Source organism: Actinoplanes solisilvae, assembly GCF_003999975.1.
Lineage (GTDB): Bacteria > Actinomycetota > Actinomycetes > Mycobacteriales > Micromonosporaceae > Actinoplanes > Actinoplanes solisilvae.
Window position 1 is genome coordinate 28,562 of record NZ_RJAC01000018.1, and the last position, 15,093, is coordinate 43,654.

At 72.2% G+C, this 15,093-nt stretch carries 10 protein-coding genes and 2 pseudogenes; 4 read left to right on the forward strand and 8 right to left on the reverse strand.

What is annotated here, in order from left to right; all coding sequences use genetic code 11:
* Positions 1–21: 21 nt before the first annotated feature.
* The 3 genes from EER30_RS33280 to EER30_RS33290 form a co-directional block, all read right to left on the reverse strand.
* Positions 22–1,146, reverse strand: a complete 1,125-nt coding sequence (locus tag EER30_RS33280; RefSeq protein ID WP_127504640.1) for a hypothetical protein — start codon at positions 1,144–1,146, stop codon at positions 22–24.
* The gene (locus tag EER30_RS33285) at positions 1,143–1,643 is read right to left on the reverse strand and encodes a SigE family RNA polymerase sigma factor (RefSeq protein WP_127504641.1); all 501 of its coding nucleotides are present in this window, start codon (positions 1,641–1,643) and stop codon (positions 1,143–1,145) included. The genes EER30_RS33280 and EER30_RS33285 overlap by 4 nt, the downstream gene beginning before the upstream one ends.
* A 65-nt stretch (positions 1,644–1,708) precedes the next feature.
* A complete protein-coding gene (locus EER30_RS33290; protein WP_127504642.1) occupies positions 1,709–3,703 on the reverse strand; it encodes an Hsp70 family protein in 1,995 nt (664 codons plus the stop codon).
* A gap of 95 nt (positions 3,704–3,798) precedes the next feature.
* Between EER30_RS33290 and EER30_RS33295 the strand changes: the two genes are divergently transcribed.
* Positions 3,799–4,326 carry a hypothetical protein gene (locus EER30_RS33295; protein ID WP_127504643.1) on the forward strand — a complete coding sequence of 176 codons (528 nt, stop codon included), beginning with the start codon at positions 3,799–3,801 and terminating at the stop codon, positions 4,324–4,326.
* Between the two features lie 5 nt (positions 4,327–4,331).
* Here EER30_RS33295 and EER30_RS33300 read toward each other — a convergent pair whose 3' ends face one another.
* The 4 genes from EER30_RS33300 to EER30_RS33315 all read right to left on the reverse strand — a co-directional run bounded on the left by EER30_RS33300 (position 4,332) and on the right by EER30_RS33315 (position 11,470).
* Entirely contained in the window at positions 4,332–5,801 is a 1,470-nt protein-coding gene (locus tag EER30_RS33300; protein WP_127504644.1) for a dynamin family protein, read from the reverse strand.
* Complete coding sequence (locus EER30_RS33305; RefSeq protein WP_127504645.1) at positions 5,798–7,603, reverse strand: dynamin family protein; 1,806 nt, start codon at positions 7,601–7,603, stop codon at positions 5,798–5,800. The genes EER30_RS33300 and EER30_RS33305 overlap by 4 nt, the downstream gene beginning before the upstream one ends.
* A 107-nt stretch (positions 7,604–7,710) precedes the next feature.
* The gene (locus tag EER30_RS49620; protein ID WP_127504646.1) at positions 7,711–9,066 is read right to left on the reverse strand and encodes a hypothetical protein; all 1,356 of its coding nucleotides are present in this window, start codon (positions 9,064–9,066) and stop codon (positions 7,711–7,713) included.
* A 133-nt stretch (positions 9,067–9,199) separates the two neighbouring features.
* Positions 9,200–11,470: a helix-turn-helix transcriptional regulator gene (locus EER30_RS33315; protein ID WP_240670456.1), complete on the reverse strand. Its 2,271-nt coding sequence runs from the start codon at positions 11,468–11,470 to the stop codon at positions 9,200–9,202.
* Between the two features lie 221 nt (positions 11,471–11,691).
* Between EER30_RS33315 and EER30_RS33320 the strand changes: the two genes are divergently transcribed.
* The 3 genes and pseudogenes from EER30_RS33320 to EER30_RS50060 all read left to right on the forward strand — a co-directional run.
* Complete coding sequence (locus EER30_RS33320; protein ID WP_127504648.1) at positions 11,692–12,510, forward strand: CPBP family intramembrane glutamic endopeptidase; 819 nt, start codon at positions 11,692–11,694, stop codon at positions 12,508–12,510.
* Positions 12,507–13,211 (forward strand): annotated as a pseudogene (locus EER30_RS50055) (histidine kinase); the annotation flags it as partial. The gene EER30_RS33320 and the pseudogene EER30_RS50055, both read left to right, overlap by 4 nt.
* Positions 13,209–13,433: pseudogene (locus EER30_RS50060) on the forward strand (response regulator transcription factor); the annotation flags it as partial. The pseudogenes EER30_RS50055 and EER30_RS50060, both read left to right, overlap by 3 nt.
* On the opposite strand, the gene EER30_RS33330 reads toward EER30_RS50060, so the two are convergent.
* On the reverse strand, positions 13,409–14,995 hold the full coding sequence (locus EER30_RS33330; RefSeq protein WP_240670457.1) for an AMP-binding protein: 1,587 nt from the start codon (positions 14,993–14,995) through the stop codon (positions 13,409–13,411). The pseudogene EER30_RS50060 and the gene EER30_RS33330 overlap by 25 nt on opposite strands.
* Positions 14,996–15,093: the final 98 nt, after the last annotated feature.

The window sequence follows — 15,093 nt, forward strand, 5'->3', positions numbered from 1 at the left end:
CAATCAAACACACGACGCGGTTCAGGAACCGATGATCGGAAGCCAGTTCGAGTTGTCGACGCAGCCGCCGAAGGTCATGTTCTCGACCATCCGCACGAGGGACGCGTACGGGATCGACTCGCGGTCACGAACGCCGATGGTGACCGCGCAGGAGCCGGCCTGGATCATCATCTGACTGCCGGCACCGATGCGGAAAGGCGACGTATCACGGTCGATGTACCAGGTGCGGTGGCCCGCGATGGTGCGCATCGGCAGCTCGGTGTAGTTCTCGCCCCACAGGGTCATGATGCCCTCCATCGACATCATGCTGACTCTCAGCGGAGTGTCGCGCGGCATCGAGAGGAACGGGCCGGACGTCTCGCCGGGCCGGTCGGCCGGGGCGCCGAACCCGACCTGGGCCGACACCCCGTGTTCGGCCACGTCCCGGATCTCGGCGAAGCTGAGCGGCAGATCGAGCGGCACCCAGCCGAACCGCACCGGCGTCCGCGCCGTCGTCGGCGCCGTCAACCGGATCTTCTCGGCGACCCGCAGCATCGTGGCGCGATCCGACCCCTCGGAGACGGTGATCCAGACACCGGACGGGTCCTGCCAGCCCACCGCGGCCCCCCTGCGGTACGGCACCTCATCACGGCCGGGGATCGGGGCGCTGGGACCGGCCGACGGCACGGGCGGATCGAGATTCTCCACGTAGAAGGCCGGCCGCCCCTGCACGGTGACGCGCTCGCCACGGCGCAGTCGAGTGGGGTCGAACGTGCCGGGGTCGTATGCGGTGGCGGTGGCGCCGGAGTCGTTCCGGAGGTTGTCGATCGGCCGGACGATCAGGAACTGCGTCTTGTCCCGCGTGCCGAACAGCATGTTGAAGTAGATCGGGTCGGGCGCGAGCTGCAGGCTGAGCTGATGCGGCTCGCGGTAGTGGGTCATCGGCCCGGCCGGGTTCGGCGGCGGTTCGGCGGCGAACGTCCGGACGACGGCCGGCACGCCCGACACGAGGGCCACAGCGACGATGACGGCGGCGACCGCCCGCATCCGGTTGCGGTGGCGCAGCCGTACGGCGCCGGCCCGCGCCTGTTCCACCAGGCCGCTGCCGTCGGGAGCGAGAGCGGCGCCGCGCTCGAGGGTGTCCTTGAGCTTGTCGAGACTGGTCACAAGAAGATCCTTTCGCCGGCGGCCGGCTCGTCGAGTTCGATCCGTAACGCGGCCAGCGCCCGGCTGGCGTTGCTGCGCACGGTTCCGGTGCGGCGGCCGAGCACCTCGGCAATCTCCAGATCGGAGAGGCCCTCGTAGTAGCGCAGGACGAGCACCGCCCGTTGCTGGCGCGGCAACTTCATCAGCAGGCGCCACAGGTCGTCGTCGGGCTGGGCCTGTTCCGGAGCGTGCGGCGCCGACGAACCGTCGACCGCCTCCGGGCCCAGCGGCACGGTTTTCACGCGCCGTCGCCGCCGCAGCGACAGGAACTCGTTGGTCACCATCCGCCGCACATAGCCGAACGGGTCCGTCACCTGGCCGATCCGGTCCCACTTCACCAGCGCCCGGGTCAGCACCTCCTGCACTATGTCGCGAGCCTCTTCGCGGTCGCCGCTGAGCAGCACCGCATATCGCAGCAGCGAGGGCAACCGCGCCGCTGCGAACTCCTCGAAGCGCATCCGTCCTCCTGTCGGTGTCACCGCCTAGGATTGGAACGCGTTCCTTGCCGGATCCGCTGCATCGGTCATCTGGTGATCGGTTTGCAGTTGCCGGTCTTGTAGGTGGATTTGTTGTCCGGCACCAGGCCGTGACCGGCGACCGCGATGCGGATGCAGACCTTCTTGGCGTTGCCGATCACGCTCTTGTAGCGGTCGTCCTTCAGCGACAGCACGGACGGCTGGTGATCGTCGTAGTAGTACTTGCCGCGCTGGGCCTTCGGGGCGTGCGAACCCATCGTGTAGTCGGGCGGGTTCGTGCCGTCGCTGCCGTAGAAGTGCACGTGATATCCGGTGCTGATGTTCGGTTTGGAGCCGGCGTAATCGACGTCGTACGCGAGGGTCAGCTTCCCGTCGGTGACGACCGCCGACTTGAGGCACGCCCAGCGTTCGTTGCTCTTGATCTCCTCGGTGCACAGTTCGTCGGCGGGCGCGGTCGGTTTCGGCGACGCGCTCTGGCCGGCACTCGGCACCGTGGCGGCGACGTTGTTGGCGCGTTGGCCGTCATCGTCGCGCCCGAACTGTGCGTAGGCCACACCGCCGCCGACGAGCACCACAACCAGCGCGATTCCGGCGGCCACCAGCAGCCGGCGTCGCGACGCCGGAGCGGCGGGTGGTCTGCTGACCGGCCCGCCGGATGGTCTGCTGCCCGGCCCGGCAGGCGATCCGCTCACCGGCCCGGCGGATGGTCCGCTGACCGGCCCAGCGGGTGGTCCGCCCACCTGGTCGATGACTGGTCTGGTGACCTGGTCGTCGCCCGCCTTGCTCGCCGGGGATGGCACCGGGCTGCCTATCGGGGCTCGGGCCGTTCCGGTGAACGTCGCTTTGGGCAATTCCGGCCCGGTGGCCGCCTCCCGCCGCCCCGCTTCTTGCCGCCCCGCTTCATGTCGGCCTGCTTCTTGCCGCCCCGCCTCCTGCCGCTCCGCATCCGCCATGATCGGCGGCTCGGCTGCCTGACCGGCCGAGGCGCCGCCGGCCAGCCAGGCCGCGCCCAGCGCAACAGCGTGCTTCGGATGGGTGTCGACCGCTACCGGGCGGCCGATCTCGGCGCTGACCAGCTCGGCGACGATCGGCATCCGCGACGAGCCGCCGACCAGCAGCACCGAGTGCAGTTCCTCGGGAGTGCAGCCGGCCGACCGGATGGCCCGCTTCAACGCCTCGACGGAGCCGTACAGGACCGGTCGTACCATCGCCTCGAGCTCGGACCGGGTGAGCCGCACCTCGGTGACCACGTTGGGCAGCAGCACCGGAATGGACGTGTCGGTGTCGGCCGACAGCGCCTCCTTGGCCTGCACGCATTCCTCGCGCAGCCGCGCCACCGCCGCCACCGCGGCCGGGTCGTCCTCGTCGAGCTCGGCCAGCCGGCCGCCCAGGGCGTCGCTGACATGCTGGAAGACCGCGGCGTCGAAGTCGATGCCGCCGAGCCGTTCGATGCCCTCCGGCTGTCCGAGGATCTCGAAGCCGGATTCCGTCTTGCGCAGCACGGCCGCGTCGAACGTCCCGCCGCCCAGGTCGTACACCGCGATGATGTCCCCCGGGTCGATGCGGGACTGCTGTGCGTAGCTGACCGCCGCCGCCTCCGGCTCGGTGGTGTACGTGATCGTCCCGGGCGGGTCGGCCATGCGGACGGCCTGACGCAGCAGGTCGGTCTTGTAGGGGCCCCAGTTCGCCGGATGGGATACGCAGATCGCCGACGGCGGGCCGCTCTCCCGGCTGATCACCTCGTCGACAACCGAACGCAGCAGGTGGGACGTCAGCGCCTCGGCCGACTGGGGCACGCCGCCGAGCAGGATCGGCGTCGTGTCGCCCATGCGGCGTTTGAACTCGCGGGCCACCCGGTGCGGCTCGGTCAGTCCGCGACGGTTGGCCGGCTCGCCGACGAGGAACGTCTCGTCCTCGCGCAGCAGCACGACCGACGGGATGGCGGCGTTGCGGCTGCCGAGCGAGACGATTTCCGCGTGGCCGTCGCGCCAGGTCGCCGCGGCGGTGTAGGTGGTGCCCAGATCTATGCCGAGCGTGTACATCGGGTCGCTCCAAGGCTCGTAGTCGGACGGGATTGGGGGCAGGCCGGGGGGTTTCCCCCAGCCGGACCGGGGTCTGCTGCTCGTAGGCTGAGGACATGGCTTCCGCCCGTCCCCTCCGTGATGTGTTCGCCGACCTCACCGGCGCGCCGAGCGCCGCCGGCGACCCGGCCGGGCTGCTGCGCGACCAGGGCCACCCCGGGCTGCCCGACGAGCTCGTCGCCGAGGCCGTGGTCAGCTTCGCCGAGACCGCGCCGGTCGAGGTGGCCGAGCACCTGGCGCCCTACGTGACGGCGCACAGTGCGGTCGGCGCCGAGCCGGGGGCCGCCGACGTGGACGCCGACTGGTTCGACCTGGTGGGCACGACCCCCGACGTCGCCGCCGAACAGCCGGCCGGCCTCGACGATCTCGACGAGCTCGATTTCGGTACGGGCGCCGGCCCGGCCCTCCCCGACGACGATCTCGTCGGGGAGGGGGCCGAGACCGAGCTGGAGGTCGTCGAGCCCGACGCCGGACCGGGGCCGGAGCTGGACGACGGCGCGGACTGGGCGCCCACCGATCTCGAGACCGACCTGACCGCCGAGGAGCCCGACGACACCGACAACGACGGGGACCCGCTGGGCTGAGCCCTTCATCGGGATCGCCCCAGTTCGGCCAGCATCCCCTCGCAGGAGCGCACCGCCACCCGCGCGGCCACGGTCATCTCGTACGCGGTCATCGGGTTCTCGGCCCGGCGCTGCCAGCGGACCAGCGCCTGCTCGGCCGCCGCGGTCAGTTCGGGGACGGAAGCGTCCGGCGTCAGCCGCAATCGCTGCCCGGCCGAGTTGCCCGACCCGCCGATCACCTGTTCCAGATCGGCCACCACGTCGGCCTTCCCGGTGACCCACCCGGCCCGCAGGCTCGACAGCACCCGCAGCTCGTTGAACGGGTGCGCCGAAGCGACGATCCCCTCGACTTCGGCGGCCAGCGCCGCGCTGCCCGGCCGCTCGCAGGAGCGGGTGATGTCGGCCAGCGCGAGCAGCGCCGACCGGCTCTTGAGCACGTCACGGCGCTCGAGGAACAGCGACCCGATGATCTCCCGCAGGTGGTTGAGCCCGCTGCGTTCGGCCAGTTCCCGCGACAGCTCGGTGGCGGTGCCGGCCACCGCGCGGCGCAGCAGGGTGCTGGTCAGCCGTACGCCGAACAGCCCGAACCGGGCCAGCAGGGCCTCGCGTTCGAGCGATGTCAGGCCGAGCTCGGGCCTGGCCTGCACGAACCGGTCGACCGAGAGCAGCAGGTCCTCGGCCTGCCGCACGGGCAGGGCGGCTATCCGGCGCAGGTGGGCGACCTCGGTCTCGGTCAGCGTCACCGCGGTCTCGGCGAGCAGCCCGGCCACCGGCACGACCGACTGCACGAGCCGCCGTACGTTGGGGTCGTTGCCGAGCCGGGTCGCGATCCGCCGCGCGGAGGCCATCGAGTCGAGCCGCCCGGCGCCGATCTCGTCGGCCCGCGACAGCACGCCGATGGCGTTCACCGGGCTGGGCCGGGACACCTCGGTGTCGTGGAACGCCCGCAGGAATTCGACGTCGTTGGCGTGCAGGTGGCGCAGCAGGTAGATGACCGCGTCGGCCGGGGTCTCCTCGTCGTCGGGCACGAGCAGCCCCCACGTGCTGCGCGAGATCTGCTCGGACAGCGACCCGATGCCGGGCGTGTCGATCAGTGTCACCGACCGCAGCGCCTGCGACGGCCAGGTCACGACGAGCTGAGCCACGTCCTCCGCACGCAGGTCACCGAGGTCGATGTCGATGACCCCGTCGTCGCGGGTGAACCGAAGCCGGCGCGGCGAACCCTGCTGAGGGGTCGCCGTCACCCGATACGCGTGCCCGTCCTGATACCAGGTCACCACGCGGGTGCACTCGCCCGCGTCGGTCGGCGCCAGGCGCTCCCCGATGAGCGCGTTGAGCAGGGTCGACTTGCCGGCCTTGACCCGCCCGGCGACGGCGACCCGCAGCGGTTCGTCGAGCCGGTCGCGCACGGCGGCGAGACGTTCGTGGTAGCCGGTGCCCGCGTACACCGACAGGGCCTGTGCGAGCGTGTTCCGCGTACGGTCGATCAGGCTCATCCCATGACCGCCTCGGCGCGCTGCCGGAGCTGGCGAACGCGGCTCAGTTCGGACTCGACGTCGCGCAGCCGTTGTTCGCGGTCGGCCTGGGTGCGTTTCGCGGCCTCGGCCGCCCCGGCCAGCGCCTGGGCGTTCGACCGGTTGAGCTCCTCGGCGACCGCGCTGTAGTGATCGCGGAGCTGCCGCTGAACCCGCCGCAGCGTGTCGCGTGAGTCCTTGCCGGCCACGAAGATGACCTCGTCGCAGTAGCGGCGGATCGCGTTGCGGGCCTCGGTGCGCCGCCGCTGCACGTGGCGTTTCTTCTCCTCGCGCAGGCCGCGATGCCCCATCACCAGTCCGATGCCGAGACCGATCGGCCCGAGCTGCACGCCGACCAGGCTGCCGAGAATGATGAACATCAGGGCCCCGCCGTACGCGTTCTTGAGCGCGACCATGGCCTGTTTGGTCACCCGCATCCGCTGCAGGTCGATCTTGTGCTCGAATCCGTCGAGCGTGGCCAGCGACGCGGGGTCGTGCACCGGCGGCAGGCTTCCCGACGCCTCGTGGAAGTGGTGGCCGACCCGTTCGCTGAGCCGGCCCGCCCGCTCGCGCAGCAGCTCGTAGTTGCCGAGCAGCTCGTCGGCCAGCCTCGACTGCAGCCAGGGCTCCATCTCGGCCCAGGTGTCGGCCGGGTCGGTCGTCTCGACCGCGCGGTCCGCCTCGGCGATGACCGTACGCACCCTCGCCCGCAGATCGTGGTCGATGTCGGACGTGAGGTCGGTGATGCCGTCGTTGAGCGTCTGGTTCCACTTCGCGGCCGAGGTCTTGAGGACGTCGACGTGGGCCTTGACCGCGGTCAGTTCCCGTACGATCCGAGCGGCCGACTCGGGATCGGCCAGGGCCGCGCGTTCCGCCTCGAAGTGCGCCTCGAGCTGGTCGCACAGGGCGGCCACCTCGGCCACCGCGTCGTCGGCGAGCCGTTCGGCGGCCGAGCGTCCCAGCTGGTCGTTGAGGAACCTGACCACGTGGGTGTAGCCCGATTCGGCGTTCAGGCCGGTGTCGTTCGTCTTGACGGCCCGCGAGCGCATCGGCGACGACACCGGCATCACCGGCACCGGGCAGTGCTCGGCCAGGTGCTGCTCGTTGAGCTCGCGCACGCGGCGCCAGGCCGGGTAGAAGTCGGTCTTGGTGATGACGCAGGCGACGACCGGGCAGAGGTCGCTGGCCCGCCGCAGGAAGTCGACCTCGCTGCGGGTGAGCTCCTGGGCGGCGCCGGTCACGAACAGCACGGCGTCGGCCATCGAGACCGCGGCCAGGCTGGCGGCCGCGTGCGGGGAGGCGAGGCCGCCGACGCCGGGCGTGTCGACCAGGACCAGGCCACCGGCGAGGATCTTGCGGGGAAGCCGCACCTCCACCCCGCTCACGCGGTCGACCTCGGAACCGGAGCCCGGTTCGGCCTCGACGACGTAGCGGCGCACGTCGGCCATCGCGATGTTCTCGCGGCGCGGGCTCTCCTCGGTCTCGATCAGCAGGTTGGCCTCGGGCTGAGCGCCGTGCCGCACGTAGGTCGGCACGGCCGTGGCCACGTCGTCCTCGACCGGGCAGACGGTCGCTCCGACCAGGGCGTTGACCAGGGAGCTCTTGCCCTGTTTGAACTCGCCGGCCACGACGACGTGCAGCACCGGATCGTCCAGGGCGCGCCGGGCGGCGGCCAGCCGGGCGGCCGCGTCGGGCCGGTCGTAGGCCTCGCATGCGCGCAGCCCCAGGTCGACCACCGCGACCGCCTTGGCGGCGGGACCGGTGGTGGTGACGGCCTCGGTCATTGCTCCTCCCAGGTGGTGGTCGAACCGGCCGGGATCAGGCACGGCAACGGGCTGGTCCAGGCTCTCTCGGCCCGGCCGGCCCGCTGCCGTGCGACTTCGCCGCACGGTCAGCCGGTCACGACGGTGTTGTCGTCGCCGTTGACCACGTTGTCGTCATCGGTGGTCGTGGTGTCGACGTCGGTGATCGTGGTGTCGTTGTCGGTGACCGCTGTGTCGTTGTCGATCGTGGTGTCGTTGTCGGAGACCGTGGTGACCTCGACGTCGTCGTCGCTGGTCGTGATGTCGTTGTCGTTGACGGTCGTGTCGTTGTCGATCGTGGTGTCGTTGTCGTTGATCGTGGTGTCGTTGTCCTGCCGACTGCCGCCGGCGTTGCCGCCGCCGACGGAGACGGCCGAGCCGTCGTCGACGGTGTTGTTCGAGGCGTTGCCGGCGTCGCCCTCACCGAACGCGACCGCGCTGTCGGTGATCTCGGCGTCGGGCAGGTTGGCCACCTCGCCGTCGCCGAAGTTGAACACCGACTCGTCGGCGTCGCCGTCGACCTGGGCGCTCTGGTTGCCGTCGCCGACGACCGCGTTGTCGACGTCGTCGGCCACGATGCCCGTGTTGACGCCGGTGTTGACCGTGCCGGAGATGTCGTCGCCGGCCTGCACGGCGCCGTCGCCGGTGTTGGCCTGACCGAAGTTGTCCCCGTCGAGCAGCAGAGCCTCGTCGCCGGTGTTGGCGAGACCGTCGTTGTCGCCGTCGATCAGCAGCGCGCCGTCGCCGACGGCCGAGTTCACGTCGCCGTCGATGACCTGCGAACCGTCGCCGGTCGCCGCGTTGACGTCGCCGTCGCCTGAGCCGGCCACCGCGCCGTCGCCGGTCGCCGCGGTCACGTCGCCGTCGCCGGTGCTCGCCACGGCCCCGTCGCCCGAGTTGGCCACGGCCTCGTCGCCCGCGTTGGCGACCGCGCCGTCGCCGTTGGCGGTGACGTTGGTCAGGTCGCCGAAGACGTTGCTGTCGACGTCGACGTCCACGCTGTTGTCGTTGATGTTGGTGAAGTTGAGGTCGAGGCTCTGGGTGATGAAGTCGTCGCCCTCGTACGTGGCGTAGGTGACCTGGTTGAGGTGCTGCGCGACGTGCTCGACGGACTGGGTGCCGGCCGCGGCCGCGGGGGCGGCGGCCACGGTCGAGCCGACGGAGCTGCTGGCCGCGCTCGAGCCACCGGCGCCACCCGCGCTGCCCGCATTCGCACCCGAGCTGGTGAAGCTCTGCAGCGCCAGGCGCGCCTCGTCCGGAACCTGCGGGCTCTCCGCGGCCACGCTGACGGCGGCGGGGACGTCCACGGCCGACAGGTCGACGTCGGTCAGGCCCTCGGCCGTCAGGGTCCCGATCGGGTCCTCGGCGTACCGGCCGGCGAACTCGCGGTCGGACAGCAGGTTCGTCACGAATTCGGTCAGCAGATCGGTCGCGTTGGTGATCATTGTTCCTCCTCGCTCGGCGTGCATCCGGCTTCTTCATCCGGGCACAGCCCCAGCGTGCGGCCGACCAGTGGGTCCGAGCATCGGGGCGTCCCCCCTGCTGCGGGGGGACGACTAGGGGATCGGGGACGGCCCCTCACTCGCCGAGCACCTCGCGCAGCATGGCCAGCAGCTCGGCCCGCGTGCCCGCCCCGAGCTTCCCGCGGATGCGGGCGACGTGGTGCTCGACCGTCTTCGGCGCGATGTAGAGCTGCGTGCCGATCTCCCGGTGGGTGCTCCCGGCCAGCACCAGCCGCGCCACCGCCACCTCGCGGTCGGACAGGTTGCCGGCCCCGGTCGGCGCGGCGGTGGTCTCCGGCTCGGACAGCTCCCGGGCCCGTTCCAGCAGGTGACGGGCCGCGACCGGATCAGCCGTACGGATCGCCGCCTGACCCGCCAGCCGGGAGGCCTCCCACGGCAACTGGGCCGCGTGCAACCCGCTGGTCGCGGCGAGCACGGCCTCCGGTTCGACCTCGCCGGCCAGGACCGCCGCCCAGCTCGCGGCCGCGTCGCGCTGCGCGAGCGGCCGCGTTCCCCCGCCGGGCACCAGGGCCAGCCGGTCGGCGACCTCGGCGGCGGCGTCCGCGTCGTCGGCCGCGATCGCGATCATCAGCCGGACCCAGCCCAGGCCGATCACCCAGGTGGCCGACCCGTCGACGATCTTCTCCAGCAGGTCGAGCACCGGCTCGACCCGCTCCGGGCGGCGCAGCCGCGCGGCGGCGACCGCGAGCTCCTCGACCGGTTCGAGCTGCCACAGGTCGACGGCGCGGCGCGCCAGCAGCGGCTCGACGCCGGTCCACACGTCGCGCAGCCCGGCGATGTCGCCTCGCCGCCGGGCGATGCCGGCCGCCAGCGCGGCCCGCAGGAGCCGGTCGCGGCCCAGCGGCTCGGCCCCGGGCGGGCGCCGCAGCTCGCGCAGCGCGGTGTCGTAGCGGCCGGTCCGCATCCTCGCCCAGGCCAGCAGCAGGCGATGCCGCTCCTCGGCCACCGGCCCGCCGACCCCGGCGGCGTGCGCACGCCCGAGCAGGTGCTCCGCCGACGCGACATCGCCCGCCGCGACCGCGAGCAGGGCACCGACCGCGTGCGGGGTGTCCGGCAGGACGTACGCCGGGGGTTCGCGCTCCACCGCCTCGGCTGCCTCGATCAGCAACGGCAGTGCGGTCAGCGGATCACCGGCCGCGAGCATCGCCTCGGCCCAGCGCCGAAGCGCGGTCGGCCCCGGACTGTCGGCCACCGCCCGCGCCTCGGCGACCCGTCCGACCCCGGCGAGGGCCGGCACGGCCAGGACCGGTCCGGGAACGGCGGCGTCCAGCAGCAGCTCGGCGGCGCGCGCGGTGCGACCCTCGTGGGCGGCGACCGCACCGGCGACGAGAGCGAGCCGGGTCGAGCCGGCCATGCCGAGGGCGAACCGGTCCACCTCGACCGGCAGCCCGAGCAGCGCGCCGGCTTCGGCCCGGCCCTCCACCAGCGCGGCCGGGTCACCACCGGCGTCCGCGGCATCGTCGAACCAGGCCACCGCGGCGGCCGGATCAGAGAACCGCAGCCGCTCGCCCGCCTGCGCGTACACCGTGGCAGCGGCCGGTGTTCTGACCTCGGCCGCGCGGAGCTGCACGGCGGCACCGGCCGGATCGGTCCCGGCGGACAGGAGCGCGCCGGCGACCGCGTCGTGAATGCGCCGCCGCTCGGCCGGGGGCAGCTCGCCCAGCACCGCGTCGGCCACCGCCGGGATCATCCGCTCGCCGTCCGGCACGAGCAGGCCCTCGTCGCGCAACGTCCGCAGCCCCGCGGCCAGACCGTCCACCTCGAGGCCGGCCGCGGCGGCGAGCACGTGGTCGGTGAGGTCGAGCCGCAACGCGAGCACCCGCGCGGCCGTGATCACCGGACGGTTCAGAACCGCGAAACGCCGCTGCAGACGAACCACCAGCACGGGCGACGCGGTGGCGACCGCGGCGGCCACCGCGGGCATCCCGGCCGACGCCTCGAGAACGGCCGCGACGATCTCCGGTGACACCGGACGGCCCGTCACGGTGGCGACCAGCCGCGCCACACCGTCACGGTCGAGCGGGCCGAGCAACTCCACCCCATCGGCCGCGACCACCTCGTCGAGCCCGGCGAGCTCGGGCCGGTCGATCGTCGGCCGTCGGGAGATCGCCATCGGGGCGCCGTCGCGAGCGGCCCGCGTCAGTTCCCGCAGGGTGGCCGCGTCGAGGCGGTGAGCGTCGTCCACGATGATCAAACAGCCGTCGGCCCGCGCGGTCGCGAGGCCCTCGGATCCGGAGAACCACCACACCGGAGTGGCCGCCAGCGCGGCGAGACGGCGCAGCCGATGCGTGCGCCCGGCTCCGTCCACTCCGACGACGACGGTCACGGTCAGCTGCCTCCGTTCCCGCACGACGGGCCGGCCGTCACGAGCGAGGGGTGGTCGGCGAACACATTACGCTCCGTCGCGCCGGATGACAGTCGGCTGGCTTGTCCCCCGCGCGAGCTACCCGCAAGTGTCCACCGAGCGGTGATGCCTACGGGCCAGTAGATCCATAACTTTCTCTGTGATCGCGGCACCGGGCCGCGCCGGTCACTGGGGACGTCATCATGCGATTCGTCAAGCAATTGCTCGCCGTGGGCGCGGTGTGGGTCGCCGGAGGTCAGGCCGTCATGGCGGTCGACGGGAACGTCTGGCTGACCCTGCTTCTCGGACTCGTCACCGCCGTACTCGCTGTCATCGTCTACGCCTGGGTCGTCCGGAGCACCGAACGTCGTACGCCCACGGAGGTGGCCCGGGCCGGGGCGGCCGGACGGCTGCTGCGGGGCGCGCTGATCGGGGCCGGCGTGTTCGCGGCCGTCATCGCCAACATCGCCTTCCTCGGCCACTACGACCTGCACGGCCTGGGGTCGGTCGGAGGCGCGCTGGGCCTGCTCGGCTTCGCGGCCGCCGCGGCCACGACGGAGGAGCTTTTGTTCCGCGGCGTCCTGTTCCGCGTCCTCGAGGAGCGGGCCAGCACCTGGATCTCGCTGCTGGTGACCGGGCTGCTGTTCGGCGCGTTGCACCTGGCCAACCCCGACGCGACCCTGTGGGGCGCGGCCTGCATCGCGGTCGAGGCCGGCTTCATGCTCGGCGCCTGCTACGCCGCCGTCCGCAACCTGTGGGTGCCGATCGGTCTGCACTTCGGCTGGAACTTCGCCCTGGGCGGCATCTTCAGCGCCCCGGTCTCGGGCACCGGCGAGTCGAAGGGCCTGCTGGACGCCACCCTGTCGGGCCCGTCGCTGATCACCGGCGGCGCTTTCGGGCCGGAAGGCAGCCTCTACACGGTCGGCGCCGGCCTCATTCTCACGGTGGCCTTCCTGTGGCTGGCCCGCCGTCGCGGCAACCTTCGCTCCCGCGTGCGGCCGACCGTTACAGTCGCGCACTGATCGACACCCGGCGATTCCTGGACCGGTGGCGCCGGCTCGACGTCACGGTCCGGGATCTCCCGCTGGCCCTGGCGATGGTGGTCGCGTCGTTCGTCCCGGGGCTGGAGAACTACGGGACGCAGCTGGGCGACCTGCCGCACCGGCCCTTCGACGCGCTGACGGTTCCCGCGATCCTGCTGCAGTGCCTTCCGCTGGCCGTACGCCGCCGGTGGCCGGCTGTCTGCCTGGTGCTGGTGTCGCTCGGCTTCGGGTTCGACCAGCTTCGCGGCTACCACACGGTCGCCGGCACCGCGTTCCCGCTCGCGCTGCTCAGCGCGGGCGCGCACCTCGAACGGCACCGGCGGCTGGTCATCCTGCTGATCTGCGCGGCCTACGTGCCGTACGCGACAGCTCTGGACCGGGCCGGCTCGGGCGAGGGGATCGCCGGGTTCACGACGTTCTTCCTGGCCATGGCCCTGTTCTGGGGCGCCGGGGCGTGGCTGCGTCAGACCCGGGCGGCCGAGGAGGACCGCCGGGCGCGGCTGGCGGTGAGCACCCGCGCCGCCGAACGCGTCCGCATCGCGCGCGAGCTGCACGACGTGGTCACCCATCACGTGACGGCGATGGTGGTGCAGGCCGAGGCGGCACGCTACCTGACCGCCGCACCCGACCGGCTCGACCAGACCCTGACCGCGGTCTCCGACACCGGCCGGCGCGCCATCCGCCCCGCCGAGGGCGCTTCGGGCAAGAGTGGGCTGACCCCGCGCGAACTGGAGGTGCTGCGGCTGATCGCCGACGGCCTCTCGAACGGAGAGATCGCCGCCGCTCTGGTGATCAGTCATGAGACCGTGAAGACGTACGTGTCCCGGATCTTGACCAAGCTCGATCTGCGCGACCGGGTGCAGGCGGTGGTCTACGCCTACCGCAACGGCTTGGTGTCCTGAGGCAGCAGCCGTCGCATCACCTTGCCGGTGGCGTTGCGGGGCAGTTCGTCGAGGAAGACGACGTCGCGCGGCACCTTGTAGCGGGCCAGGTTCGCCCGCACGAAATCCTTCATCGCCTGGGCGTCGCGCTTCGCGTCGGCGGTGGGGACGATGAACGCGCGCAGGCGGGTGCCGAACTCGGCGTCGTCGACCCCGATGACGGCCGCTTCGATCACGTCGTCGTGCTGGGCGAGCAACGTCTCCACCTCGAGCGGATATACGTTCTCGCCACCCGAGATGATCATGTCGTCGGCGCGGCCGTCGATGAAGAGCAGCCCGTCGGCGTCGAAGTGCCCGCGGTCGCCGGTGTCCATGAACCCGTCGACGATCCGCCGGTCGCGGCCGTCGGTGTAGCCCTCGAACGGGATGCCGGTGCGCACGAACACCCGCCCGATCTCGCCGGGAGCCTTGACGGGCCGGTCGTTCGCGTCGAGGACTCTGACGTGGACGGTGACCGGGGGCCGGCCGACGGTGCCGGGAGCGCGGCGTGACTCCTCGGGGGTGGCCACCGACGCGACGGCGACCTCGGTGGAGCCGTACACGTTGTACACGACGTCGCCGAAGACGGTCTGGAAGCGGTTCGTCAGCTCGGGGCTCAGGGGCGAACCGGCCACGAAGACGGTCCTCAGCGACGTGGTGTCGTACCGGCTGATGATCTCGGGGCCGAGGGACAGGATGCGGGTGAGCATGGTCGGGACGGCGACCAGCATCTCGGCGCGATGCTCGGCGATCAGGCGCAGGATGTGCTCGGCGTCGAAGCGGCGGGTCAGCACGGCGTGGTTGGCCAGCGACAGGCCGACGGTCCAGGCGCCGAACCCGGTGCTGTGGAACAGCGGCGACGCGATCACCGCCGCACCCTGGCGCGGGAACGGGATGCGGTCGGCGATGACGGCGCTGGCCAGGGGCGACACCTTGGTGCGGGGAGCGCCGCGGGGCAGTCCGGTGGTGCCGCTGGTCAGGATGACGAACCCGCCGGGCCGCCCGGGCAGCGGTGGTGGCGTCACCGGATGGGCCGCGATCAGCTCGTCGATCGAGCCGTCGGTGACGTAGCGGGTGACCTCGGCCGGCAACCCCTCGACCACGTCGGCGAACTCGCTGTCGTGCAGCATGACGCGGACCTTCTCGCGCGCCGCCACGTCGATGAGCTGCTGCTTGGCCAGCCCGGTGTTCATCAGCGCGAGCCGCAGCCGGGCCCGGGCGCTGCCGCTGATCGCGAGGAGCAGGCCGCGGTGGTCGCGGGCCAGCACGGCGACGATCGAGCGTTCGGGCAGGCCGAGCGCGAGCAGGGCGTGGGCGAGGGCGTTCGACTGCTCGTCGAGCTGCCGGTAGGTGAGGGTGCCGCGTTCGTCGGTGACCGCCGGGGCGTCCGGGTGTTCGGCCGCGGCCTTCATGATCAGGGCGGCTTGGGGGCCGAGCCGGGCGTTGTTCCTGGCCGCCCGCAGCAGCCTGGCCGGCCGCAGCAGGTCGATGATGCCGATCTGGTGCATGCGGTGGACGGCGCGCAGGTGTTCGAGAGCGGGCATCGACGCCTCCTGGTGGTCTGCCGTGACGGTATGCGAGTGACCGGTGCCACGACAACCTGTACTCTTCGCCGGACCGCTCATCCCGGAAGGTGCCCCCC